The organism is Aquipuribacter hungaricus, assembly GCF_037860755.1.
GTDB classification, from domain to species: Bacteria; Actinomycetota; Actinomycetes; order Actinomycetales; family JBBAYJ01; genus Aquipuribacter; species Aquipuribacter hungaricus.
Window position 1 is genome coordinate 1 of the sequence record NZ_JBBEOI010000028.1, and the last position, 25835, is coordinate 25835.

General features: G+C 73.5%; 15 protein-coding genes. 8 read left to right on the forward strand and 7 right to left on the reverse strand.

Going from position 1 to position 25835, the window contains the following annotated elements; all coding sequences use genetic code 11:
- Positions 1-213 precede the first annotated feature (213 nt).
- Positions 214-1767, forward strand: a complete 1554-nt coding sequence (locus WCS02_RS05985) for a GAF domain-containing protein (RefSeq protein WP_340291010.1) — start codon at positions 214-216, stop codon at positions 1765-1767.
- Between the two features lie 85 nt (positions 1768-1852).
- Here the strand turns inward: WCS02_RS05985 and WCS02_RS05990 are convergent, their stop codons facing one another.
- The gene (locus WCS02_RS05990) at positions 1853-5974 is read right to left on the reverse strand and encodes a PQQ-dependent sugar dehydrogenase (RefSeq protein WP_340291012.1); all 4122 of its coding nucleotides are present in this window, start codon (positions 5972-5974) and stop codon (positions 1853-1855) included.
- A 397-nt stretch (positions 5975-6371) separates the two neighbouring features.
- Between WCS02_RS05990 and WCS02_RS05995 the strand changes: the two genes are divergently transcribed.
- The 6 genes from WCS02_RS05995 (at position 6372) to WCS02_RS06020 (ending at position 13713) form a co-directional block, all read left to right on the forward strand.
- Positions 6372-7556: an ROK family transcriptional regulator gene (locus WCS02_RS05995; protein ID WP_340291014.1), complete on the forward strand. Its 1185-nt coding sequence runs from the start codon at positions 6372-6374 to the stop codon at positions 7554-7556.
- Between the two features lie 76 nt (positions 7557-7632).
- A complete protein-coding gene (locus WCS02_RS06000; protein ID WP_340291033.1) occupies positions 7633-9117 on the forward strand; it encodes a sugar ABC transporter ATP-binding protein in 1485 nt (494 codons plus the stop codon).
- A complete protein-coding gene (locus tag WCS02_RS06005) occupies positions 9114-10196 on the forward strand; it encodes an ABC transporter permease (protein ID WP_376983788.1) in 1083 nt (360 codons plus the stop codon). Before WCS02_RS06000 ends, WCS02_RS06005 begins: the two co-directional genes overlap by 4 nt.
- A gap of 100 nt (positions 10197-10296) precedes the next feature.
- The gene (locus WCS02_RS06010) at positions 10297-11382 is read left to right on the forward strand and encodes a substrate-binding domain-containing protein (protein WP_340291016.1); all 1086 of its coding nucleotides are present in this window, start codon (positions 10297-10299) and stop codon (positions 11380-11382) included.
- Between the two features lie 34 nt (positions 11383-11416).
- Positions 11417-12625 carry a Gfo/Idh/MocA family protein gene (locus WCS02_RS06015; protein ID WP_340291017.1) on the forward strand — a complete coding sequence of 403 codons (1209 nt, stop codon included), beginning with the start codon at positions 11417-11419 and terminating at the stop codon, positions 12623-12625.
- 86 nt (positions 12626-12711) lie between these two features.
- Positions 12712-13713, forward strand: coding sequence for a sugar phosphate isomerase/epimerase family protein (locus tag WCS02_RS06020; RefSeq protein WP_340291018.1), 1002 nt, complete (start codon positions 12712-12714; stop codon positions 13711-13713).
- Between the two features lie 97 nt (positions 13714-13810).
- Here WCS02_RS06020 and WCS02_RS06025 read toward each other — a convergent pair whose 3' ends face one another.
- From WCS02_RS06025 to WCS02_RS06040, 4 genes are all read right to left on the reverse strand, one after another.
- Positions 13811-14746: a sugar phosphate isomerase/epimerase family protein gene (locus tag WCS02_RS06025; RefSeq protein WP_340291019.1), complete on the reverse strand. Its 936-nt coding sequence runs from the start codon at positions 14744-14746 to the stop codon at positions 13811-13813.
- Between the two features lie 220 nt (positions 14747-14966).
- On the reverse strand, positions 14967-20552 hold the full coding sequence (locus WCS02_RS06030) for a ThuA domain-containing protein (RefSeq protein WP_340291021.1): 5586 nt from the start codon (positions 20550-20552) through the stop codon (positions 14967-14969).
- A gap of 328 nt (positions 20553-20880) precedes the next feature.
- Complete coding sequence (gene sufU / locus WCS02_RS06035) at positions 20881-21354, reverse strand: Fe-S cluster assembly sulfur transfer protein SufU (protein ID WP_340291023.1); 474 nt, start codon at positions 21352-21354, stop codon at positions 20881-20883.
- Positions 21354-22646 carry a cysteine desulfurase gene (locus WCS02_RS06040; protein ID WP_340291025.1) on the reverse strand — a complete coding sequence of 431 codons (1293 nt, stop codon included), beginning with the start codon at positions 22644-22646 and terminating at the stop codon, positions 21354-21356. The genes sufU and WCS02_RS06040 overlap by 1 nt, the downstream gene beginning before the upstream one ends.
- 85 nt (positions 22647-22731) lie before the next feature.
- Here WCS02_RS06040 and WCS02_RS06045 point away from each other — a divergent pair, with 85 nt between their 5' ends.
- The gene (locus tag WCS02_RS06045; RefSeq protein WP_340291027.1) at positions 22732-24369 is read left to right on the forward strand and encodes an ABC-F family ATP-binding cassette domain-containing protein; all 1638 of its coding nucleotides are present in this window, start codon (positions 22732-22734) and stop codon (positions 24367-24369) included.
- Positions 24370-24381: 12 nt separating this feature from the next.
- Here WCS02_RS06045 and WCS02_RS06050 read toward each other — a convergent pair whose 3' ends face one another.
- Positions 24382-24831 (reverse strand): nuclear transport factor 2 family protein, encoded by a 450-nt coding sequence (locus tag WCS02_RS06050; protein ID WP_340291029.1) that lies wholly within the window; start codon positions 24829-24831, stop codon positions 24382-24384.
- 51 nt (positions 24832-24882) lie between these two features.
- Positions 24883-25835 (reverse strand): trehalose-phosphatase (locus WCS02_RS06055; protein WP_340291031.1); only part of this gene is annotated, 953 nt, incomplete at its 5' end.

Here is a 25835-nt window from a genome sequence, read left to right on the forward strand (position 1 = left end):
CGGCGAGGAGGGCGGCGACCGCCCCGAGCGCGCCGACCGCGGGTACGCCGGCGGGCGCCCCCGCCCGGCCGCCCGCAAGGGCCCGCCCCGCTACTGAGACAGACGTCGCCCGCCCGGCACAGGTCCGGGCGGGTGACGCGCGGCTGCTCCCTCCAGGTGGGCACCGGGCCGGTCGACACACCCTGTCGACCGCCCGACCCGAGGAGCCCTCGCATGCCGTTCAGCCGCACCCGCACCGCGGTGCCCGCCCTGCCCGCCCCGCGCGACGTCGAGGCCCTCGAGCAGGTGCTCGTCGCCTTCGACACGGGCGTGCAGGACGCGCAGCACGCCCGGGTCCTCATGACGGACGCCCTGGTGCGCACCCTGGGCCTGGACTACGGCTGCCGCTGGGTGCAGGGAGCGGACGGGCGCTTCTCCGTCGCCTACGAGACCGGCTCGCTCGCCGGGCGGCTGCCCAACAGCGACCGGGCCTTCCTGCCGTCGGAGATCCCCCAGGCCCTGGTGGGCATGGCCATCCGCGAGCGGCGTGCCGTCGTCGAGCGTCCCGACGACCCCGAGCGGAAGCCCGCGCCCGGCTGCCCCCGCTGGTCGGTCGCCCACGAGCACGGCGCCCGCGCTGCCGCGGTGGTCCCGATCTTCCAGCCCGACGGCTCGGTCCAAGCCGTCATGGAGTTCTACGGCCCCGTGTCGATGCCGCGCTTCGACGACGAGAAGTGGGCGGCCATCGCCCGCATCGCGTCGCTGGCCCGCCGCCAGGCCATGGCCGCCGCCCAGCTGCAGCAGGGCCTGCAGGACCGGGTGGCCGTCACCAGCGTCGTCACCGACGTCTCGGCCGCGCCCGACGTGGACACGGCGATCCGCGTCGCCCTCGACGCTGTCCGCCGGTCCTTCGGCTGGCACTACGGCTCGTTCTGGGCGCTCGACGAGGAGGAGGGCCTGCTGCGCTTCGCCGTGGAGTCCGGCTCCGCGGGCGAGGAGTTCCGGAAGGTCACCCTGGCCGCGTCCTTCGCGGAGGGCGTCGGGCTGTCCGGGCGCGCCTGGGCGGCCCGGGACCTCGTCTTCGTCCCCGACCTGGCCCAGGTCACCGACTGCGTGCGCGCCCCCGCGGCCCAGCGGGCGGGCGTCCGCTCGGGCGTCTGCTTCCCCGTCATGGACGGCGACCGGGTGGTCGGGACCATGGACTTCTTCGTCACCGAGACCATCGAGCTGTCGGAGTCGCGCGGCGAGGCGCTGCGCAACGTCCAGCAGCTGGTGTCGCAGCGGCTGTCGGTGCTGCGCCGCGCCGACGAGGACGCCCGCAAGTCCGCCGAGCTCCTGCAGACCGTGGCCGCGCTGCAGCAGGCGGCCGACGACGCCGGCCGCGTGGCGCGCGAGGCGACGGACCGCGCGGCCGCGATGCGCACCGACCTGGACGGCCTGGCGGCCGCCTCCGGCGCGATCGACGACGTCATCCAGATCATCTCGAGGATCGCCGCGCAGACGAACCTGCTCGCCCTCAACGCCACCATCGAGGCCGCCCGGGTGGGCGACCTCGGCAAGGGGTTCGGCGTGGTCGCCAACGAGGTCAAGGAGCTGGCGCGCAGCACCGCCACCGCGACCCAGCAGGTCGCGCAGCAGGTCGCCGCGCTGCAGACCAGCAGCGCCGGGGTGGCCCAGGGCATCCACGCCACCTCCACGACGATCGAGCAGCTGGACGACGTGCAGCGCCGGATCGGCGACGTCCTCGCCGAGCAGGCCCGGATGGCCGCCGCCTTCGACGCCCGCTGAGCGCGATCCCCGCCGGGGGCACGACGACGGCCGCCCTCCCCCGCCTGCGCGGGAGAGGACGGCCGTCCGTCAGCGCGTCAGCGCGTCAGTACGAGAAGCTCGTGAGGAACTCGAAGCTGTCCCGGGCGAACTCGGGGGTCGCAGGGGCCCCGTCGCGCTCGATGACGTAGTACGCCACCGTGCCCTCGGCGGCGTCGAGGATGGGGGCCCAGTCGATCTCCCCCTCGCCGACGTCGGTCGGGATCGCGCGCTCTGCCCCGTTGAGGAGGCCGTCCTTCACGTGGAGGAGCCCGATCCGGTCGCCGTAGGTCTCCAGCAGCCGGACCGGGTCCGCCCCGGCGTCGGCCGCCCACAGGACGTCGAGCTGGAAGGTGACCAGCTCGGGGTCCGTCAGCGGCACGAGGGCCTCCCACGCCGTGGTGGTCTCGCCCGTCTCCGGGTTCGTCACCATGGTCGTGAACTCCCACTGGTGGTTGTGGCCGAACAGCTTGCCGGTCCCGGCCGCCACCGACTGCTCGCCCAGGGCGTCCATCGCCGCGGCGGTGGCCACGACGTCGGCGTAGGTGCTGCTGCCGTCGCGGGCGATGCTCGGGGCGGGGAAGCCGCCCGAGCCGACGAACTGCTGGCCGACCGCGCGGGAGAACTCCAGCGTGGTGCCGAAGCCGTCGGCGGCCACGCTGCCGTGGGACGTGGGCTGCTGCAGGCCGTAGGAGTCGAGCAGCGCCGACCAGGTCTGCGCGTCCCGGCCGCCGTAGCTGCCGCCGAAGGGCTCGATGTTCTGGAAGCCGATGTCCTCCAGCTCGCCTAGCACCGTCTCGATGCCGACCTCGCGGACCCAGCTGCTGTAGCTGAACATCTGGATGGAGATCTGGTCCGGGGACAGGCAGCGCGAGCTGCACCGCAGGTCCCGGACGAGCTCCTCGATGTCCCGGACGAGCAGCTCGTCGTCCGTGCGCTCCAGCGCCCGCCCGAGCGCCTCGGCCGCGCGGGCGTCGCGCCCGCCGGCCTCGTGCCGCTCGGCCAGCGAGACCGACGAGCGGACCTGCGCCAGCTCCCGGGTGCTGACCTGGCCCTCGCGGGACAGGCGGGCGAGGTTCGCCAGCACGTCGTCGTACGACGTCGTCACGGTGAACGTCGCCGCCCACGTCGTGCTGCGGCCGGCGGTGTCGGTGGCGGTGACCACGACCTGGTGGCGACCCAGCGAGAGGTCCCACAGGTCGATGCGTCCACCCTCGACGGGGTCGCCGTCGACGGTGGTGCGCACCGAGGCGACGCCCGAGCCAGCGTCCGTCGCGGTGACGTCGAGCAGGAGGCTCCCGGAGCTGCCGTGGCTCTCGCCCGCGGCCAGCCCGCCCACCACGAGGGCGGGGTCGGCGGTGTCGAGGGAGACCGCGAGCGTGCCGGTCGCCGAGACGTTTCCGGCGGAGTCCGTGGCCCGGTACAGCACCGTGGTGGTGCCCTCGGCCGTGACGGCGAACGGCGCCAGGGCCCCGGTGCGGGCGTTGCGGACGTTGGTCCACGTGGTGCCGCCGTCGACGGAGTACTCGACGGCGGTCAGCGCGCCGTCGTCGGTGGCGCCGAGCTGCACGCTCACCGGGCCGCTGGTGTGCCAGCCGCCCGCGCCGGGGGCCGGCGTGGTGGTGGCGGTGACGACGGGCGCCGTGACGTCGGCCGCCCCGTCGCCGAGGAACTCGAGGGTGTCGACCTCGACGCCGCCGGTGCTGGTGACGTAGGCGGTGCCGCTGCCCTGGGGGAACGCGGTGACGTCGCCCGCCACCGTGGCCCAGGAGCCGGAGGCGACGTCGACCGTGGCGAACGGCTCGGCGTCGGGGGCGCCCCAGCGGAGGGCGAGCTGGCCCTGGCCGCTGGCTCGGACCTCGACCCCGTCGATGCCGGTGAAGTTCACCGGGCGGTAGGCGAGGTGGTCGCCGGCGTCGAACGAGGTGACCTTCGCCGAGGCGCCGGCGGTGCTGTCGGCGACGACCTCGACCCCGGACAGGACGTCGGCGTGCTCGGCCTCCTGCGTGAAGGGCTTGAGGACGAGCGAGACCTCGCCGCGGGCGGCGGGGATGCCGCCGCTGCCGGCGTCGGTGTAGCCGGCGACGACCACGGTGAACAGCTTCTCCGTCGCGCCGTGCTCCGGGGCGTCGGGGGACGTGGCCCAGGCGCCCTGGCAGCCGCTGCCGAGCACCTCCGGGTGGGCGTGGTCGGCGTGGCCGAGACCGAGGGTCCAGCGCAGCCGCGTGCAGTCCGGCGTGGTCCCGTCCTCCGGGTCGTCGACGGAGAACCTGAACGGCACCTTGTCGCCCCAGGCGAAGAACGAGCCGTCGGCCGGGTAGTCCACGCTCAGGGTGGGCGCGACGTTGCCGACGGTGACCGCGAAGGCCGTGACGCCGAACTTGCCGGAGGGGTCGCTGACGCGCAGGCCGACCTGGTACTGACCCAGCTCGGTGAAGGTGTGCGTGGCGGTGGCACCGGTGGCGTCGAAGGTGCCGTCGCCGTCGAAGTCCCACTCGTAGGCGAGCGCGTCGCCCTCGGGGTCGGTGGAGCCCGAGCCGTCGAAGGTGACGGTCAGCGGGGCCTGCGAGGAGCTGATGGTGTCGGCGGTGACGACGGCGTTCGGGGCCTTGTTGCCCGGGGCGTAGTCGACCCGGTAGAGGCCGGCCTCGGGGTTCTGCCGGAAGAAGCCGTTGCCGTAGTCGAGGACGTACATCGACCCGTCCGGGCCGAACTCGATGTCGATCGGGCTGTCGGTGATGGCCTGGAGGTTGTCGCGCAGCGCGGCGTTGGGCAGGACGTGCTCGATGTGCGTCACCTCGCCGTCAGGGTCGGGGACGGTCAGCGCCGCGATGTAGTCCTGGCTGAACTCGTAGAGGAACGCCTTGCCGTCCCAGTACTCCGGGAACTTGGTCGCGGACGTGCTCGCCTCGTCGAAGCGGTAGACCGGGCCGCCCATGGGGGCCTGGCCGCCGGCGGCCTCGAGGTCGGTGAGCTCGGGCCACGGCTGGTCGGTGCTCACGTCGCCGTACCAGAGCTGCGGCGCGGTGGCCGGGGGCAGGACGTCCAGGCCGGTGTTCCAGCGGGAGGTGTTCTGGGCGCCGGCCTCGCAGTCGAAGAACGCCCCCGGGGTCGCGGTCGCGAAGTCCCAGTCGTTGTAGTCCGCGTTGGGCCCGTGGCAGTACGGCCAGCCGCCGTTGAGCGGCCTGGTCGTGCTCTGCCACTCCACGTAGCCCATCGGGCCGCGCTCGGCGCTGGAGGTGCCGGAGTCGGGGCCGTAGTCGCCCCAGACGAGCGCGCCCGTCTCCGGGTCGAGGTCCAGGCGGAACGGGTTGCGCACGCCCATGACGAAGAGCTCGGGGCGGGTGCCCTCGGTGCCGGGGGCGAACAGGTTGCCCTCCGGGACGGTGTAGCTGCCGTCCTCCTGCACGTCGATGCGCAGGATGGCGCCGCGGAGGTCGTCGGTGCTGCCCGCGCCGCGGCGGGCGTCGAAGCCGGGGTTCATCCCGGGGGCGTCGTTGTTGGGCGCGAAGCCGTTCGCGCCCGGGGTCCCGGCCGGGGTGTTGTCACCCGTGCCCAGGTACAGCAGGCCCTGCGCGTCGAAGGCGACGTCGCCGCCGACGTGGCAGCACTGCCCGCGCTGGACCTCGACCTTGATGATGACCTGCTCGGTGGACATGTCCAGGGCGCCGGCCCCGGCGTCCCAGCGGACGCGGGTCAGCTGGTTGTAGCCCTTCCACTGGTCCCAGTAGGACTCGTCGGCGCCGGCGGGCAGCGAGTTCGGTGCCGAGCCGGTGGGGGTGGTCTCCGGGTACGGCGCCGTCATGACGCGAGGGGCGTAGTACAGGTACACCCAGCCGTTGGTCTCGAAGTCGGGGTCGAGGGTGACCGTCTGCAGGCCGTCCTCGGAGTTGGCGTAGACGTCGACCCGGTTGACGACCTCGGTGACGCCGGTCGTGGGGTCGGTGCGGCGGACGTCGCCGTTGCGGGCGGTGTGCAGGACCGTGAGGTCCGGCATGACGGCCATGTCGATCGGCTCGCCGACCTCCTTGGTGATCGTCACCTTCTGGTAGCTGTCCCAGTCCAGGGCCGCCTGGGCACCTGGCTCGTCGTGCGGGGCTCCGGGGTGCGCCAGCGCGGTGGCCGGCAGGGCCGTCGCCAGGAGGGCGCCGGCGGCCAGCGCCGCGAGCCCTCGTCTGGTCCGTGTCACGTGTGTCCTCTTCCGTCGGGATGGACGGCGCACCGCGGCGTGGGCCGCTGGGTGCGGCAGCACGGCACGGTGGGCCGGACCTGGGTGGACCGGAGGCCGCGGCGAGGACCTCTGCGGGGCGGCTGGCGTGCCGGCCCGGGGCGGTGAGGTGGGAGGTCGCCGTCGACCTGCACGCACCGTGGCACCACTTACGCGCTCGGTCAACGAAAGTCGTCCGAGCAGTTTCGATTATATCGCTACACCTCTGAGACGCGGTCTACTTTGTCCCTACGGGGGACAAAGTTCGGGACTTCCGGCCAAAACCTCTTCCCCTCGACCCGGAAGGCCCCTATGGTCCTGGTCACGGCCAGTGACGTCCGTCGCAGGGCACCACCGAGAGCGGGTTCGAGTGAGGCACGTGTCGCAGCGACCGGAGAACAGCCACCAGGCCGTCCTCCTGCGCCGTCTGCGCGACGACGGGCCCGTGAGCCGCGCGGAGCTGGGCGAGACCGTCGGTCTGTCCCGCTCCCGGCTCGCCGTCGAGCTCGACCGCCTCACCGACCTGTCGCTCGTGGAGTCCCCCGGCCTGGCGGCCTCCCGGGGCGGGCGCCGCTCGGCGATGGTGGGCCTGGCCTCCGACCTCCGCTTCCTCGGCGTCGACGTCGGCGCCACCTCCGTCGACGTCGCCGTCACCGATGCCCGGATGCGCGTCCTGGACCTGGTGAGCGAGCCGGTCGACGTCCGCAGCGGACCCACCGCGGTGCTCGCCGTCGTCCTCGACCTCGTCGGCAAGCTGCGGGCCACCGGGGTGTTCATGGACCTGCACGGGGCCGGCGTCGGCGTCCCCGGCCCGGTGTCCTTCCGCGACGGGGTCCCGGTGGCGCCGCCGATCATGCCCGGCTGGAACCAGTTCCCGGTCCGCACGGTGCTGTCGCAGCACCTCGGCTGCCCGGTGCAGCTGGACAACGACGTCAACATCATGGCGCTGGGCGAGATGCACGCCGGCGTCGCGCGGACGGTGCAGGACCTGCTGTTCGTCAAGGTGGGCACCGGCGTGGGCTGCGGCATCGTCGTCGACGGCTCCGTCTACCGCGGCGCCAGCGGCAGCGCCGGCGACATCGGCCACATCCGCGTCGACGACGACGGCCCGGTCTGCTCCTGCGGGAACACCGGCTGCCTCGAGGCCCACTTCAGCGGGGCCGCCCTGGCCCGCAGCGCCGTGGCCGTGGCCCGCTCCGGCCGCTCCCCCCTGCTGGCCGAGCGCCTCGCGCTGGCCGGCTCCCTCACCGGCGCCGACGTCGCGGTCGCGGCCGACGCGGGCGACGCCGCCGCCAACGAGCTGGTGCGCGACGGCGGGCGCCGGCTCGGCCTCCTCCTGGCCGGGCTGGTCAGCTTCTTCAACCCCGACATGGTCGTCTTCGGCGGCCAGGTCGCCTCGGGCCTCGGGCACCCGCTGCTGGCTGAGCTGCGCAGCGTGGTGTACCGGCGCTCGTTGCCGCTGGCGACCGGGAACCTCCCGATCGTCCTGTCCGAGCTGGGTGCGCAGGCCGGTGTGGTCGGCGCAGCCCGCCTGATATCCGACGAGGTGTTCTCCCATGAGTGACCCCACCGCCCACGGCGTCCCCGGGGGCCACGGCGCCCACGCGGCGTCCGCCGACGGGGCCGGTCCGCTGCTGGCCATGTCCGGCGTGGTCAAGGTGTTCCCCGGTGTCCGCGCGCTGGACGGCGTCGACCTCGACGTCCGCGCCGGCGAGGTGCACGCCCTGCTGGGCCAGAACGGCGCCGGCAAGTCCACGCTCATCAAGGTGCTCGCTGGGGTGCACCGCCCCGACGAGGGCACCATCACCTGGCAGGGCGAGCAGGTGACCTTCGCCTCCCCCGCCGCCGCGACCAAGCACGGCGTCGCGACCATCCACCAGGAGCTGGAGCTGGTCGACGGCCTCAGCGTCGCCGAGAACATCTACCTCGGCCACGAGCGCGCCCGCGGCGGGATCATGGACCGTGGCGACGCCACGCGACTGACCCGCGACCTGCTGGAGCGTCTCGGCCACGCCGGCATGCGCCCCGGGGACGAGGTCGGCTCCCTGTCGGCGGCCAACAAGCAGATCGTCAGCATGGCGCGCGCGCTGTCGCACGACGCCCGCCTCATCGTCATGGACGAGCCGTCGGCCGTGCTCGACGCCGGCGAGGTGGACAACCTCTTCCGCGTCGTGCGCCAGCTCACCGGCCAGGGCGTGGCGATCGTCTACATCACCCACCGGCTGGAGGAGATCCGCGAGATCGGCGACCGCGTCACCGTCCTCAAGGACGGTCGGACGGTCGCCACCGGTCTGCCCGTCGCGGACACCCCCACGCCGGAGCTCATCCGGCTCATGACCGGCCGGTCCATGGCCTCGGTCTTCCCCCAGCGCTCGGGCGTCGCGGCGACGGCTGCCCCGCTGCTGCAGGTCGAGGGGCTGGGCCGCGCCGGCGAGTTCTCCGACGTCTCCTTCGTGGTCCGTCCTGGCGAGATCGTCGGCCTGGCCGGCCTCGTCGGCTCGGGCCGGTCGGAGATCCTCGAGACCATCTACGGCGCCCGGCGCCCCACCGCCGGCTCGGTGACCATCGAGGGCCGGCCGGTGCGCAAGGGCTCGGTCGGCGCGGCCGTCGGGGCCGGCGTGGGCCTGGCGCCGGAGGAGCGGAAGAGCCAGGGGCTCCTCCTCGACCAGTCGATCACCCGCAACATCAGCCTGGCGACCCTCACCCGGTTCGCCCGCGGCGGCTTCCTGCGCCGCTCGGCCGAGCGGGACGCCGCCCAGACCAACGCCGACGCGCTCCAGATGCGCCCGGCGGACATCGCCCGCAACGCCCGGACCCTGTCCGGGGGCAACCAGCAGAAGGTCGTCCTGGCCCGCTGGCTGCTGCGCGGCTGCAAGGTGCTCCTGCTCGACGAGCCCACCCGCGGGGTCGACGTCGGGGCACGCAGCGAGATCTACACCCTGGTCCGGCGCCTCGCCGACGAGGGCGTGGCCGTGGTCATGGTCTCCAGCGAGATCGAGGAGGTCCTCGGCCTGTCCGACCGCGTCCTCGTCATCGCCGAGGGCCGCGTCGTCCACGAGTCACCCGCCGGCTCGATCACCGAGCACGACGTCCTGCAGAAGGTCATGGAAGGAGCACACGCGTGAGCGAGCACCCCACGGCGGCCCCGCCCCCGGTCGACAGCGGCACCGCCGCACCGACCGCGGGCAGCGCCCCGCCCCCCGGTCCGGTCCCCGCCGGCAAGCAGCAGCAGGGAGGGCTGGCCCGGATCCTGTCCCACCCCGCCGGCCGTGACGTCGGCCTGGTCCTGGCGCTGCTGCTGCTCGTGGTCGTCGGCCTCGTCACCGCCGGAGAGCGCTTCGGCAGCGTCGCCAACCTGCTCACGATCCTGCGCCTGGCGTCGGTCATCGGCGTGGTCGCCATCGGCATGACGTTCGTCATCACCGGCGGCGGCATCGACCTGTCGGTCGGCGCGATCGTCGCCCTGTCGTCGGTGTGGTCGACCACGGTCGCCACCCAGCTCATGGCCGAGGACACCCACTGGACCCTCATCGTGGTGTCGGCGCTCGCCGTGGGCGCCGGGTGCGGGCTGGTCAACGGGGCGCTGATCGCCTACGGGAGGCTGGCACCGTTCATCGCCACCCTGGCGATGTTCGCCGCGGCCCGCGGCCTGGCCGAGATCATCGCCCAGCGCCGGACCCAGATCGTCACCGTCGACCCGTTCCTCGACTTCTTCGGTGCCAGCGTCCTGGGGATCCCCGTCCTCATCGTCGTCTGGGTCCTGGTGTGCGTGCTGGGCTGGGTGCTGCTCAACCGCACGGTGTTCGGCCGTCGCACCCTGGCCGTCGGCGGCAACGCCGAGGCCGCGCGCCTGGCGGGCATCGACGTCCGGCGCCACACGACGCTGCTGTACGTGTTCCTGGGGGTCCTCTGCGGGCTCGCGGCCATCCTGCTGACGGTGCGCACCACGACCGGCAGCTCCACCCACGGCCAGCTCTACGAGCTGGACGCCATCGCCGCCGTGGTCATCGGCGGGACGCTGCTGTCCGGCGGCCGCGGCACCATCGTCGGCACGGTCTTCGGCGTCCTCATCTTCACGACGCTCACCAACGTCTTCACCCTCAACAACCTCGACATCTCGACCCAGGCCGTGGCCAAGGGCGCGATCATCGTCGCCGCCGTCCTGCTGCAGCAGCGGGTCGCCCGTCGAGGCGGCGGCGGATAGCCCGCCTGCCACCCGCACACCACCGGCCGACGGGCACAGATGCCCGCCGGCCGTCCCCGCAGCACCTACCCCGCACCACCTCACCAAGGAGAACTGCGACATGACCGCACTGCCCACCCGCACCCGCAGCGGCCTGCTCACCACGGGCGCCCTGCTCGCCGCCACGAGCCTGTTCCTCGCCGGCTGCACGAGCAACGAGGCCCCCGCGGCCGAGGAGGAGGCGGCGCCCGCGGACAACGCCTCGGGTGCTCCCGCCGCCGGTGGCGGCAACGCCAACGACGAGACCGGCGACACGGTGACGATCGGCTTCTCCGGTCCCGCCGCCGACCACGGCTGGCTCGCGGCCATCAACTCGGCCGCACTGGCCGAGGCCGAGAAGTACGACGACGTCGAGCTCCTGGCCGCCGAGGGGACCAACGACCCCAGCCTGCAGATCAGCCAGATCGAGACCTTCATCAACGACGGCGTCGACGCCATCGTCCTGCTGCCGACCGACGGCGCCGCCCTCACCGACATCGCCATCCAGGCGATGGAGGCCGGCATCCCCGTCATCAACGTGGACCGCGAGTTCTCCGACCCGGCCGCCGCCCGCACCACCATCCTGGGCGACAACTACGGCATGGGCTTCTCGGCCGGCACCTACGCCTGCCAGCTCGTCGAGGAGGACGGCCTCGGGGCCGAGGCGGTCATCGCCGAGATCCCCGGCATCGACTCCCTGCCCCTGACCCAGGACCGCTCGCAGGGCTTCGCCGACGCACTCGAGACCTGCGACCAGGAGGTCGACAACCGCGTCCCGGCCGAGTTCACCGTCGAGTCCGGCGAGGCCGCGGCCTCCCAGCTCGCGCAGGCCGCGCCCCAGATCGACATCCTCTGGAACCACGACGACGACCAGGGCATCGGCGTCCTCGCGGGCTTCGACAACGCGGGCCGCGACGAGTTCAAGTACATCGGCGGCGCGGGCTCTGCCAACGCCATGCGCTCCATCCAGGCCGGCGACATCGAGGCGACCGTCCTGTACCCGCCGACCCAGGCCGCCGACGGCATCCGCCTGGCCCGCCTGATCGCCCAGGCCAAGGGCATGGGCGACCTGGTCCAGCCCGAGGTCCCCAAGCGCATCGTCCTCAACGCGCCCGTCGTCACCGCCGAGAACGTCGAGCAGTACCTGCCCCTCGGCTTCGAGTCCTGATCCTGCTCCCCACGCAGCACGGAAGGGGTCAGAGATGACCGCACGCACGGCAGCGCCGGTCCCGACCCTCGGGGTCGGGATGGTGGGCTACTCGTTCATGGGGGCGGTCCACTCCCAGGCCTGGCGCACCGCGGGCAGGTTCTTCGACCTGCCCATGGCACCGGAGATGGTCGCCCTGTGCGGCCGGGACGCCACCGCGGTCGCCGCGGCGGCGTCCCGGTTCGGCTGGGCCGGTCACGAGACCGACTGGAAGGCCCTCCTCACCCGGGACGACATCCACCTCGTGGACGTCTGCACGCCCGGTGACACGCACGCCGAGATCGCCATCGCGGCGCTCGAGGCGGGCAAGCACGTCATGTGCGAGAAGCCGCTGGCCAACTCCGTCGCCGAGGCGGTGGAGATGGTCCAGGCCGCCGAGGCGGCCCAGGCCCGGGGCGTCCGCTCCATGGTGGCGTTCAACTACCGCCGCATCCCGGCGGTGGCGCTGGCCCGCAAGCTCGTCGTGGAAGGCCGGATCGGCACCGTCCGCCACGTCCGGGCGCAGTACCTGCAGGACTGGATCGTCGACCCGGAGTTCCCGCTGGTGTGGCGGCTGCAGAAGGACAAGGCGGGCTCCGGCGCGCTGGGCGACGTCGGGGCGCACGTCATCGACCTGGCCCAGCACGTCACGGGCCTGTCGATCTCCTCGGTGAGCGGTCTGACGACCACGTTCATCACCGAGCGGCCGCTCCCGGCCCAGGGCCCCACCACGGGGCTCACGGCCAGCGCGGCCGAGGGCGCACCGACGACCGGGACCGTCACGGTCGACGACGCGGCCCTGTTCATCACGAGGTTCGAGGGCGGGGCGGTGGGGTCCTTCGAGGCCACCCGCTTCGCCACCGGCCGCAAGAACACCATCCGGCTGGAGGTCAACGGCTCCGAGGGGAGCCTGGTCTTCGACTTCGAGTTCATGAACGAGCTGCAGTTCCACGACCGCAACGAGGACCCGGACACCGCCGGGTTCCGCCGCATCATCGTCACCGAGCCGTCGCACCCGTACGTGGGTGCGTGGTGGCCTCCCGGCCACGGGCTCGGGTACGAGCACACGTTCACCCACGAGGTCGTCGACCTCGTGACGGCGATCGGCCGGGGCCAGGACCCGACCCCGTCCTTCGCCGACGGGCTGCAGGTGCAGACCGTGCTCGCGGCGGTGGAGCGGTCCGCCGCCGAGGGCACCTGGCAGGACGTCGTCGTCCCGTCCTGAGCACCGCTGTGGGGGGCGTCCTGCCGAGGACGCCCCCCACACCTGTCCCACCCGCCCGACAGACCAGACCTACCGAGGAGCTACCCGTGAGCCGTCCCGTCACCCTGTTCACCGGCCAGTGGGCCGACCTGCCGTTCGAGGAGGTGTGCACGCTCGCCGCGGGCTGGGGCTACGACGGCCTCGAGGTCGCCTGCTGGGGCGACCACCTCGACGTGGTCCGCGCCGCCGAGGACCCGTCCTACGCGCAGGGCAAGCTCGACCAGCTGGAGCGCCACGGCCTGCAGCTGTTCGCGATCTCCAACCACCTCAACGGCCAGGCCGTCTGCGACGACCCGATCGACGAGCGCCACCAGGGCATCGTCAACCCCCGCGTGTGGGGCGACGGCGACCCCGAGGGCGTCCGGCAGCGCGCCGCGGAGGAGATGAAGGCCACCGCCCGCGCCGCCCGCGCGCTCGGCGTCGACGTCGTCGTCGGCTTCACCGGCAGCTCGATCTGGAAGACCGTGGCCATGTTCCCGCCGGTCCCGCCGTCGATGGTCGACGCGGGCTACCAGGACTTCGCCGACCGCTGGAACCCCATCCTCGACGTCTTCGACGAGGTGGGCGTGAAGTTCGCGCACGAGGTCCACCCGAGCGAGATCGCCTACGACTACTGGACCACGCAGCGGGCCCTGGAGGCCGTCGGCCACCGCGAGGCGTTCGGCCTCAACTGGGACCCCAGCCACTTCGTCTGGCAGGACCTGGACCCGGTCGGGTTCATCTGGGACTTCAAGGACCGGATCTACCACGTGGACTGCAAGGACGCGAAGCGCCAGGTCGGCAACGGCCGCAACGGCCGGATGGGCTCGCACCTGCCCTGGGCCGACCCGCGACGCGGCTGGGACTTCGTGTCCACCGGCCACGGCGACGTGCCGTGGGAGGCGTGCTTCCGCATGCTCAACACCATCGGCTACGACGGCCCCATCTCCGTGGAGTGGGAGGACGCCGGCATGGACCGTCTCGTGGGGGCGCCCGAGGCGCTGGAGTTCGTCCGCCGGCTCGCCTTCGACCCGCCGTCGGCCTCGTTCGACGCGGCCTTCTCCAGCTGAGACGACCGCTCCCCCGGCCCCGCGCCGGTCGTGACGGAGCCCCCGGTGCCTGAGGCACCGGGGGCTCCGTCGCGCTGCGGGTGCTGCTGTCAGGTGCTCAGAACGAGGTGCAGGTGAGGAACTCGAAGCTGTCGCGGGCGAACTCGGCGTCGGCCGGGGCCCCGTCGCGCTCGACGACGTAGTACTTCACGTGGCCCTGCGCCGCCCCCAGGATGGCGTCCCAGTCCAGCTCGCCCTCGCCGACGTCGCTGGGGATGCCGCGGGCGTCGCCGGCGAGGTCGCCGTCCTTGATGTGCAGCAGCTCGATCCGCCCCCCGTACTCCTCCAGCAGCGCCACGACGTCGGCACCGGCGTCGGCGGCCCAGAACACGTCGAGCTGGAAGGTCACCCAGCGCGGGTCGGTGTTCTGCACGAGGACCTCCCACGCGGTGGTGGTCTCCCCCGTCTCGGGGTTGGTGACGAGCGTCGTGAACTCCCACTGGTGGTTGTGGCCGAACAGCTTGCCGGTCCCGTTCTTCACCGACTGCTCGCCGAGGGCGTCCATGGCCTCGGCCGTGGCGATGACGTCGGCGTAGCTGCTGCTGCCGTCGCGGGCGATGCTGGGGGCGGGGAAGCCGCCGGAGCCGACGTACTTCTGGCCGACCGTCTTGGCGAAGTCCAGCGTGGTGCCGAACGTGGCCGTGGCGACGCTGCCGTGGGAGCTGGGCTGCTTGAGGCCGTACTCCTTGAGCAGGGCGCGCCAGGTCTCGGCGTCGCGGCCCTCGTAGGAGCCGCCGAACGGCTCGACGTTGCGGTAGCCGATCTCCTCGAGCTCGGCGAGCACCTGCTCGGTGCCGACCGCGCGGGACCAGCTGGCGTAGCTGAAGAGCTGGATGGAGATCTTGCTGGCGGGGATGCTCCGGCCGGCGCAGTCGGCCGCGCCGGGGCCGCGCGGTGCGGCCGAGGCGCCGCTGACGGACGCCAGGACGCCGGTGGCGGCGAGGGTCAGGGCGGCGAGCCCGGCCAGGGCGCGGCGGGGGGCGGTGGGGTGCATGAGGGGGTCCTCCTGTGTCGAGGGGTCGACGTCGACCCGGGGACGACCGTAGGGAGACATATCGCAGCCGTCAAGCAAAAGATGCCCGCCGAACGGCGAAAGCGCTCCCACGGGCGGGAGCGCCACCGGCACCACCGACGGGCAGCACGACGCCCCGGGGACCTGGTCGGTCCCCGGGGCGTCGTCACCGTGCGGGCGTGGGGTCAGCCGCGCCGGGAGGTCACCCGCCGAGGTCCTGGCGTACGGCGCCGCTGTCGCGCAGCAGCACCGCCCGGACCTCCGGGTCGGTGACCTGGCGGTTCACCAGGACGTCGAACCGGAACAGGGCCACGGCCGTGCGGAGCTCCGCGGCGCGCCCCCTGTCGACGAAGGACTGCGCCTGCTCGACCCGGTCGCCGAGCTTGCCGGCGAGCGTCGCGTCCAGCCGCCCGTCCTCGACGAAGGCGTCGAGGAGCGCGGCCATGTCGGCCAGCGACGTGGTGGTCGTGAACCCGACCGTCGTGGTGGTGGTGTTGCCCGCCACGTCGACCGCCGTGACCACGAGCTCGTGCGCCCCGAGGTCGAGGGCCCACAGCTCGAGCGTGCCGGCCTGGACCGGCTCGCCGTCGACCGTGAGGGTCAACGAGGCGACCCCGGAACCCGCGTCCTCGGCAGCCGAGGACAGGTCGATGGACTGCGAGTCGCCGAGCGTGGCGCCGTCCGTCACGCCCGTCAGGACCACCGTGGGCCCTGCCGTGTCGAAGCGGACGGTGACGCTGCCCACCTCGGACACGTTGCCGGAGGCGTCGGTCGCCCGGTAGGAGAGCACGTGCTCGCCGTCACCGAGCAGCGCCGGGTCCAGGGTGACCGGGGCGGTGTACTCCAGCCAGTCCCCGTCGCCGGTGCGGTACTCCGTGTAGACGACGCCGCCGCCTGCCTGCGAGTCGTCGGTGGCCGCGAGGGTCACCGTCGCCGGGGCGGTCCACCAGCCGGAGGCGGGGGCCTCCGGTGCGAGCGTGGCGGTGACCACGGGCGCGGTGGTGTCGGGGTCGGGCTCGTCGCCGCCGAGCACCCGGAACCAGTCGAACGACACGGGGACCCGTGCGGCCTGGCTGGTGCCGATGGTGAACACGCCGACCTTGAGGTCGTCGGAGCCGCCGATCGCGGCGTTGCCGACCCCGGTGGTGCCGCCGACCGCGACCCAGGTGGTCCCGTCGAGCGAGTACTCACCGGTGAAGGTGTCGCCCGCCTTGGACAGCCGCAGCCACACGTCGCCGCGGGCGACCTGCTCGCTGCTGGGCTGCGGGTTCTGGATGACGCTGCCCAGCTCCGAGCGGAGCTCGAGGCTGGAGGCGACGGAGGCCGCGCCCAGGGCGGAGGTGACGACGTGGTCGAACTTGACGTAGTTGTCGTCGTCGACCCAGGCGATGAGACCGCCCTGCTGGTACTGCTGGACCAGGGCGCTGGTGTCGAGCTTGGTCTCCACCGTCCAGTCACCCTCGGGGGCGTCCTGGAGGACGAGGTTCGTCACGCTCGCCGAGTTCGGGGTCGTGTAGATGTCCCCGTTCGGCGTGAGCAGCGTGAGCTCGCCACCGGCCAGCGTGAGCGCGGACGGCTCCTCCCGGACGACCTGCCAGCGGCAGGTGTCCAGCGCGGTGCCGTCGAACTCGTCGGACGGGGTGACCGCCTCGGCCGTCTCGTCCGGCGTGATGGTGAAGGAGTCGAACTCCGCGTCGAGGACCGGCTCGTTGCCGCTGCCCGTGAGGGACAGCAGGCCGATCCGCGCGTTCGTGATGCCGGCCGTCGTGACGGTCTGCCCCATGTCGGTGAAGGTCACGCCGTCGGCGGAGTACTGCCCCGTGACGTCGGTCCCGTTCGTGGACGTGAGCCGCACCCAGAAGGTGTCGGGGAAGGCGGCGCCGATCCCCGGCGTGTTGAACTCCGTGGCGACGGCGCCGGTCTCCTTGAGGAACTGGAAGACCCGGCCGGCCGCGTCGGACGTCGCCGTCCGGCCCTGGACGACCATCTTGATGTAGTTGTCGTCGTCGCCGTAGAGGACCAGACCGGCCTGCTGGTACTGCTCACGAGCGGCCAGGGTCACCTTGGTGGTGGCCTGGAACGCCCCGGGCTGCAGGTCCTGCACGACGATGTTCGTCGTCGTGTTGGGGGTCTGGTAGATGTCCGTCGCCGTGGTCGGGAGCACGAGCGCCCCGTCCTCGACCCGGAGGGTGCCGTCCGGCCGGACGACGTCCCAGCGGGCGTCGTCGAGCGAGGTGCCGTCGAACTGGTCGGACCTCGCACCGAAGCACGGCTGCAGCGGGACCGCGTCGACCTCGATCTCGACCGTGGCCACCCGGAAGGCGCCGCGCTCGTCGGTCGCACGGAAGGTCGCCGTGTACGTGCCGGGCTCGGTGTAGACGACGTCGGTCGTCAGCCCCTCGCGCGGCTCGTCGCCGGCGATGCCGGTGGTCCACACCCCGGTGAAGGAGTCGCCGTCGATGTCGGAGACAGCGGCGGTGAGCGTCACGGGCAGCGGCGCCTCGCCCTCGTCGGGGGTGGCGGTGACGGAGTCCAGCGTCGGGGCGCTGTTGGCGCTGACGCCGGTCCCGATGAACTGGAACCAGTTGACGTTCATCAGGCTGCCGGCCTCGCCGGTGCGGGACTGGAAGACCACGAACAGGGTCCCGGACTCGGTGGGCAGGTCGTCCACGAGGTCGACCCGGAAGTCCCGGTAGCTCTGCCAGCCACCGGTGTTCGTCACGTCGACCGTCCCCAGGACGGGGCCGTCCGCCGCGTCCCAGCGGAGCTCGACGAGCCCGCCGGCCGTGTCGCTGGCCGCCCGGACCGAGACCGCGTCGATGCCCGCGAGGTTGACGGGCTCGTAGGTGACGTAGTCGCCGTCCTCGGTGAACCCGATGTTCTGGAACCCGCCGGCGGTGTCGGTGGTGGTCTCGGCCACGACCCCGGCGTCGCCGCCGGCAGCCGAGCCCGGGGCACGACCGGTGCTGGTGAAGTACTCGGCCTGCTTGCGCTTGGGCTGCAGGGTGAGGATGTCGGTCCCGGTCAGCACCGGGGCGCCGCCCGCCCCGCCCTTGTCGGTGTAGTCGGCCTCGACGATGACGAAGATGTCCGCCTCGGGACCGTGGCTGTCGTCGATGGTGGCGACGAACTCGCCCTCGCAGCCGACCGACTGCTCGCCCGGGTGCCCGTGGTCGTTGTGGCCCAGGGCGGGCTTGACGACGACGCCGGGGCAGGTGTCGACGCCGGCGGCGTCGTCCTCGGGGTCGGTGACGGAGACGGAGTAGCCGACGGTGTCGCCGAACTCCGTGAAGCCGCCCTCCGGCGGGCCGGTGATCTCCACCGTCGGCCGGGTGTTGCCGGCGGCGATGTTGACCGTGGCCGTGGCGGTGCGCTCGGCCTCGTTGGTCACCGTGAGCAGCGCCTGGTAGGCCCCGGCGGTGCTGTAGGTGTACGTGGGGCTCGCCTCGGTGGAGTCGGTGTCACCGTCGCCGTCGAGGTCCCACGCGTAGGTGAGGACCGTGCCGCCGTTGGGGTCGAACGTCCCCGCCGAGCTGAACGTCACCGTCAGCGGCGTGGGGCCGCTGGTGACGTCCGCGGAGGCGATCACCACGGGGGCGCGGCTCGCGGCCAGGTAGTCGATCCGGTAGACCCCGGAGTCGGCGTTGTTGCCGCCGAAGCCCGAGCCCCAGTCGAGCATGTAGAGCGCACCGTCCGGGCCCCAGTCCCAGGCCATCGGCTTGATGATGAGCCCGCGGGGCAGGAACTCGGTCGCCTTGACGGGCTCGGAGCGGTCCTCGCTCAGCAGCACGTTGTACAGCTGGCCCGTGTTCCACTCGCCGAGCAGGGCCTTGTCCGCGAAGTACGCCGGCCACTTGCGGTCGGAGTCCAGCTCGGGGTCGTACACGTACGCCGGGCCCGCCATGGGCGCGCCGCCCGTGCCGATGCCCGGGTAGGTGGAGGTCGACTCGCGGCCGTACCAGATCTGCGCGGCGATGGCCGGGGGCAGCTGGGTGAGGCCGGTGTTGTTCGGGGAGTTGTTGACCGGGGCGGTGCAGCTGTACAGCCCGCTGCCGGTGTTCGTGGCGAAGTTCCAGTCCACGTACGGGGTGTTGCCGCCGTGGCAGTACGGCCAGCCGTAGTTGCCCGGCTGGGTGAGGACCTGCCACTCGACGCGGCCGTCGGGGCCGCGGGTCGGGCTGCTGGCACCGGCGTCGGGACCGTAGTCGGCGACCATGAGCTGGTCGGTCAGCGGGTCGATGCCGATGCGGAACGGGTTGCGGAACCCCATGCCGTAGATCTCGGGGCGGGTCAGGGCCGTGCCGGCGGCGAAGAGGTTGCCCTCGGGGACCGTGTACGTCCCGTCGGCCTGCGGGGTGATGCGCAGGACCTTGCCGGACAGGCTGTTGGTGTTGGCGGAGGTCCGCTGGGCGTCGAAGGCCGCGCGGCCCGCGCGCTCGTCGGTGGGCGCGTAGCCCTGCGACTCGAACGGGTTCGTGTTGTCGCCCGTGGCGATGTAGAGGTTGCCCTGGGTGTCGAACTCGAGCGCGCCGCCGGCGTGGCAGCACTGCTCGCGCTGGACCGGCACCTCGAGCACGACAGCCTCGGTCGCTGGGTCGATGCTGGTGGCGCCCATGGTGAAGCGCGAGACCTTGTCGACCGCGGAGCCCTCGGGCGACCAGTACAGGTACACCCAGCCGTTGGTCGTGAAGGCGGGGTCGAGGGCGATGCCGACGAGCCCGAACTCCTGGACCGTGGTCACGTCGAGGTCGAGGACCGTGCGCACGGAGCCGTTGGGCTCGATGAGGCGGACCTGGCCGTTGCGCTCGATGTAGAAGACGCGGCCGTCGTCGGCGACGTCGATCTCCATCGGGTTCGACGTGTTCTCGTCGAGGGCGACCTTCTCGAAGCTGTCGTCGGAGGTGGCGCTGCAGTCAGACGCGACGGCGCCGGCAGCGGTCTCGATGCCCCCGAGCAGGTGGCCGAGGAACTCCGGCTCCGCGTAGGACTCGTTGGTGTGGCCCAGCGCGGTGTACCAGCTGCGGCCCGCCTCGACGTCCTGGCACCAGGCGATCGGGTGGTCGGCGCCCATGGCGTTGCCGCCCGGGGAGTAGGTGGTCTCGTCCAGCGAGGCGAGGACGTGGACCTCGTCGCGGGGGTTGGTCCGGAAGCTGTACCACTCGTCGAAGCGGGACCACTCGGTCGGCAGGTCGTCGGTGGACGGGTGCGCCGGGTCCTCGACCACGACGGTCGCGGTCTGGTTCTGCGGGTGGCCGAGGAAGTAGGCGCCGACCAGGTCGCCGTAGAAGGACCAGTCGTACTCGGTGTCGGTCGCGGAGTGCACGCCGGCGTAGCCGCCGCCGGCCTCGACGTAGGCCTGGAACGCGGCCTCCTGGGCGGCGTCGAGCACGTCACCGGTGGTGGACAGCCAGACGACCGCCTCGTAGGGGGCGAGACCCTCGGTGGTGAAGACCGAGGCGTCCTCGGTCGCGGTGACGCTGAAGTCGTTCGCGGTGCCGAGCGCCTCGATCGCGGCGATGCCGGACTCGATCGAGCCGTGGCGGAACCCGGCCGTCTTGGAGAAGACGAGGACGTCGAAGCGTCCTTCGCCCACGGGCGGGGCCGCGAGCGCTGCCGCGCCGGCCGGCGCGGGGTGGGTGTGGCCGGGGTCGTCGGAGGGGTGGGCCGTGGCCGGGGCTGCCCCCAGCAGGCCGGCGCCGAGGGCGCCGACGGCCAGGGCTGCCGTGAGGGTCGACCCCGCGCGACGGCGCGGGGACAGGAGCGGGGGGGTACCCCGGGGTGGGAGCATCGATGGTCCGTTCTTCTCGTGGCCTGGTGCGTGGCACGTCCTGGGATGCCTGGGAGCGGCGTCGGACCGTCCGGGGTTGCCGCCCCGGGCGGTCCCCAGCAGGGGGCGTGCCCCCTGCTGCGGTGGTGCGCGGTCGCAGCCGTCCCGGGCCCCTCGGCACGTCGTCGTGCGGACCCGTCAGCGGTGACGAGGTGGCAGGGTTCGGCTGTCGCCCGAACATATGACCTGTGTCACGATAAAACAAGGAATCTGCGGAACTCGCTGTCCGCACGACCTACCGAGCGTGACCGCGCGGCAGAAGCCGTCCCGCGGGCACAGCTCCCCCGCCTCAGGCGGTCTCGACCAGCGCCTGCCGCAGGGCGGTCCACCCGAGCAGGGCGCACTTGACCCGGGCCGGGTAGCGGGCGACGCCGGCGAAGGCCGGGGCGTCCCCGAGCGCGTCGGCGAGGTCCGCCGGCAGCAAGTCGAGGGGGTCCACGGTCACGGTGCCGCGGGTGGTGACGATGTCGTGGAACGCGGCGTAGGCCAGCGCGGCGTCGGCGACGGAGCGACCGGTGAGCGCCTCGACCATGACCGAGGCGGAGGCCTGGCTGATCGAGCAGCCGGCGGCGTCGTAGGACACGTCGGCCAGCGGCCGGTCGCCGCCCTCCCCCGGCCCGAGCTGCAGGCGCAGGGTGACCTCGTCCCCGCAGACCGGGTTGACCTGGTGCACCTCGGTGTCGAACGGCTCGCGCAGCCCGGCCAGCCGGGGCCGGCGGGAGTGCTCGAGGATGGTCTCGCGGTACAGCTCCTGCAGGTCCATCAGCCGGTCCCGACGCTCAGGGTGGCGACGCCGAAGAAGCGCTGCGCCGCCGCGACCGCCTCGAGCAGGGCGTCGACGTCGGCCTCGGTGGAGTACACGTGCGTGCTCGCCCGGACCGTGGCCTGCACGCCCATCCGCCGGTGCAGCGGCCAGGCGCAGTGGTGCCCGACCCGGACGGCGACGCCGGCGTCGTCGAGCACCTGGCCGACGTCGTGGGCGTGGACCCCGTCGACGACGAACGCCACGGTGCCGCCGCGCTGGGCGAGGTCGGCCGCCCCGCTGCCGGACGGTCCGACGACCCGCACGCCGCGCAGGTCGGCGAGGCCGTCGAGGATGCGCGCGGTGAGCTGCTGCTCGTGGGCGGCGACGGCGTCCATCCCGACCGCGCTCAGGTAGTCGCAGGCCGCGGCCAGGCCGACCGCCTGGGAGACCATCGGCACCCCGGCCTCGAACTTCTGCGGCGCCGGGGCCCACGTGGAGCCCTCCATGGTCACCGTGGAGATCATCGAGCCGCCGGTGAGGAACGGGGGCATCGCGTCGAGCAGCTCGGCCCGCGCCCACATCACGCCGATGCCGGTCGGTCCCAGCATCTTGTGCCCGCTGAACACCGCGACGTCGACGCCGAGGGCCGGCAGGTCCACCGGCAGGTGGGGCACGGACTGGCAGGCGTCGAGGACGACGAGGGCCCCGACCGCGCGGGCCCGGGCGACGAGCTCGGTGACGGGGTTGACCGTGCCGAGCACGTTGGAGGTGTGGACGAACGCGAGCACGCGCGTGCGCTCGGTGAGCTCGACGCTGTCCAGGTCGAGGCGGCCGTCGTCGGTCACCCCGTACCAGCGCAGCGTCGCACCGGTGCGCCGGCAGAGCTCCTGCCACGGCACGAGGTTGGCGTGGTGCTCCATCTCGGTGACGACGACCTCGTCGCCCGGGCCCAGGGCCAGGTGCTCCGCGCCCGGCGTCGTGGCCGCGTTGCCCAGGGAGTAGGCGACGAGGTTGATGCCCTCCGTAGCGTTCTTGGTGAGGACGACCTCGTCCGCGCGGGCGCCGACGAAGGCCGCCACGGTGGCGCGGGCGCCCTCGTAGGCCTCCGTCGCCTCCTCGGCGAGCTGGTGGGCGCCCCGGTGCACGGCGGCGTTGCTCGTGGTGAGGAAGCGCCGCTCGGCGTCGAGGACCTGCAGCGGCCGCTGAGACGTGGCGCCGGAGTCCAGGTAGACCAGCCGCTTCCCGTCGCGCACCGTGCGGGACAGGACGGGGAAGTCGCCGACCAGGTCGGGACCGGGTGCTCTGCTCACCCGCCCGACTCTACGCCCATTACGTCCCGGGGCCCTGCCCTAAATGCGTGGAGGCGGTCGGCGCGGCGCTGGCAGGATCGGGGGCGTGCCAGCCACCCTCGTCGCCCGCGGCCTCGCGGCCGGCCACGCCGAGCGCACCCTGTTCTCCGGCCTCGACCTCGTCGTGGCCCCCGGGGACGTCGTCGGCCTGGTCGGTGCCAACGGCGCGGGCAAGTCGACCCTGCTCCGGGTGCTCGCCGGGGAGGCCGCCCCCGACGCCGGGTCGGTGACGCTGAACCCGCCCGGGGCCAGCGTCGGGCACCTGGCGCAGGAGCCCGAGCGCCGCCCGGGCGAGACGGTCGAGGGGTACCTCGCCCGTCGCACCGGCGTCGCGGCGGCGCAGGCCCGGATGGACGCCGCGGCCGACGCGCTCGGCGAGGGCGCCCCCGGCGCGGACGACGAGTACGCGACCGCCCTCGAGCAGTGGCTCGCCCTCGGTGCGGCCGACCTGGACGACCGGGCCGGCGCGGTGCTCGCGGAGGTCCGGCTCGACGTGGACCCCGGCACCGCCATGACCGCGCTGTCCGGCGGCCAGGCCGCGCGCGCCGGGCTGGCGGCGCTCCTGCTGTCGCGCTTCGACGTGGTCCTGCTCGACGAGCCGACCAACGACCTCGACCTGGACGGGCTGGACCGGCTCGAGCGCTTCGTCGCCGGGCTGCGCACCGGGGCGGTCCTGGTGAGCCACGACCGGGAGTTCCTCGCCCGCACCGTGACCCGGGTCGTCGAGCTGGACCTCGCCCAGCAGCAGGTCAACGTCTACGGCGGCGGGTACGAGTCCTACCTCGCCGAGCGCGAGGTGGCCCGGCGCCGGGCGCGCGAGGCCTACGACGAGTACGAGGACACTGTCGAGGGCCTGCAGGCGCGCTCGCGGATGCAGCGCGGCTGGGCCGACAAGGGCGTGCGGAACGCCCTGAAGAAGCGGCCGGACAACGACAAGATCCTCGCCAAGCGCCGCGCCGACTCCTCGGAGAAGCAGGCCGCCAAGGCGCGCCAGACCGACCGGATGATCGAGCGGCTGGAGGAGGTGGAGGAGCCGCGCAAGGAGTGGCAGCTCCAGTACTCCATCGCCGCGGCGCCCCGCGGCAGCAGCGTCGTCCTCACGGCCAACGGGGCCACCGTCGAGCGGGGCGGCTTCACCCTGGGACCCGTCGACCTGCACGTGGCGGCCGGGGACCGGGTGGCCGTCACCGGGCCCAACGGCAGCGGCAAGACCACGCTGCTCGACCTGCTCCTCGGCCGCCTCGACCCGACCGCCGGGACGGTGTCGCGCGGCTCGTCGGTCGAGGTGGGCGAGGTCGACCAGGTCCGCGCCGTGCTCACCGGCGAGGAGACGCTGCTGGAGGCGGTCCGCTCGCACCTGGAGGACACCGCCCCCGCCGAGGTGCGCACCCTGCTCGCCAAGTTCGGCCTCAGGGCGGCGCACGTCGACCGGCCCGTGGCCAGCCTGTCCCCCGGTGAGCGCACCCGCGCCGCGCTCGCGCTGCTGCAGGCCCGCGGCGTCAACCTGCTCGTCCTCGACGAGCCGACCAACCACCTCGACCTGCCCGCCATCGAGCAGCTGGAGCAGGCGCTGGACGCCTACACCGGCACGCTGCTGCTCGTCACCCACGACCGTCGGATGCTCGACGCGGTCCGGGTGGACCGGCGCTGGTCGGTGCTGGACGGCCGGGTCACCGAGAGCTGAGGGGCGCGCGGCTCAGCGGATGTCGGCGCTCTCGCCGTACAGGTGGAAGTGCCCGACGGACTCGCGGCGGCCGATCGCCCAGCGGCCGTGCTCGCGGACGTAGGTGTCGCGGTAGGCGCCGCCGCCGCGGACCCAGCTGCCGTCCCCCATCTCGACGGTGATGTCGACGTCGGACTCCCCCGTCGCCCGGTCCTCGCCGGGGTCGACGGACAGGACGAGGTTCGCGCTCCAGTGGTGCATCTGGCGGAAGGTGTCCCACTGCTGCTGCGCGGCGGCGAGGATCCCCTCCTGCCCGCGGAACACCGTGTCGGCGCCGACCTGCCACACCGCGTCCTCCGACCAGACGGCGAGGAAGCGTGCCTCGTCCCGCTTGTCGATGCCGTGGCAGTACTCGTGGACGAGCCGGGTGATGTCCCGCTCGGTGAGCAGCAGGTCGAGCGCGGCGCGGGCGTCGGCGTCCATCGCCGCACCCTACGCCCGGGATGTCCGGCTGCGGCAGCCCTGCGGCGTCCCTCAGGTGCGGGCGGGCAGGGCCTCGAGCAGCCGGCGGAGCAGGACGGTGACGTCCTCCGGCGCCGCGACCCGGTACCCCGCCGCGGTCGGGCCCGTGCCGACCTTGACCCCGACGTCGCCGGCGGCCGGGTCGAGCACGGCGAAGGCGTCCTCGTCGGTGACGTCGTCGCCGGCGTAGAGCACGGCCGCGGCACCGGTGCGGGCGCGCAGCCCCTGCAGCGCGGACCCCTTGTCCGCGGTGACGACGCTGAGCTCGACGACGTCGTGGCCACGGCGCAGGTGCACGCCCTCGCGGGTCCCGAGGTCCTCGACGACCCGCTCGGTGAGGTGGAGCGCGGTCTCCGGGTCCGCGCGCCGGGTGTGCAGCACCACCCCGGTCGGCTTGTGCTCCACCGTCGCACCGGTCGCACCGGTCCGGCCCGGGGCGTCGGCGAGGACCGAGGCGACCAGGGCCTCGAGCTCGGCCGTGATCTCGACGAGCACCGCGGCCTGCCGCTCGTCGAGCAGGGCGAGCGAGGCCGCGCCCGGGTCGGCGGCCGCGTCCACGGGGTCCGCCGGGTCGAGCGGCCCGGAGGGCCCGGACGGGCCGGCCGGCTCGTCGGCCGGCGTCCCGACCTGCTCCACCGCCGCGACCTCGTCGTCGGCGACCACGGCACCCACCTCGGCGCCCACCTCGGCCCCGTGCCCGCCGACCACGAGCCAGCCCGGCTCCGGCGAGGCGGCCTCGACCAGGCTGGCCAGGGCGCGGCCCGACACCAGGGCGACCCGCAGGCCCCTGCCGGCGAGCGCGAGGAGCGCCTCGCGCGTGCCGGGCAGCATCCGGGAGGCGGCCGGGTCGTCGACCAGCGGGGCGCAGACACCGTCGAAGTCGAGGGCGAGCAGCACGGGGGCGCGCCCGGCGAGCGCCTGGAGCGCCGCGGCCAGGCCGTCCTCGACCCCCGGGCCGACGGGCT

Coding starts and splice junctions, on each gene's coding strand:
- WCS02_RS05985 (WP_340291010.1), top strand. CDS start 214: ATGCCGTTCAGCCGCACCCGCACCGCGGTGCCCGCCCTGCCCGCCCCG.
- WCS02_RS06025 (WP_340291019.1), bottom strand. CDS start 14,746: ATGCACCCCACCGCCCCCCGCCGCGCCCTGGCCGGGCTCGCCGCCCTG.
- WCS02_RS06000 (WP_340291033.1), top strand. CDS start 7,633: ATGTCCGGCGTGGTCAAGGTGTTCCCCGGTGTCCGCGCGCTGGACGGC.
- WCS02_RS06015 (WP_340291017.1), top strand. CDS start 11,417: ATGACCGCACGCACGGCAGCGCCGGTCCCGACCCTCGGGGTCGGGATG.
- sufU (WP_340291023.1), bottom strand. CDS start 21,354: ATGGACCTGCAGGAGCTGTACCGCGAGACCATCCTCGAGCACTCCCGC.
- WCS02_RS06030 (WP_340291021.1), bottom strand. CDS start 20,552: ATGCTCCCACCCCGGGGTACCCCCCCGCTCCTGTCCCCGCGCCGTCGC.
- WCS02_RS06010 (WP_340291016.1), top strand. CDS start 10,297: ATGACCGCACTGCCCACCCGCACCCGCAGCGGCCTGCTCACCACGGGC.
- WCS02_RS06050 (WP_340291029.1), bottom strand. CDS start 24,831: ATGGACGCCGACGCCCGCGCCGCGCTCGACCTGCTGCTCACCGAGCGG.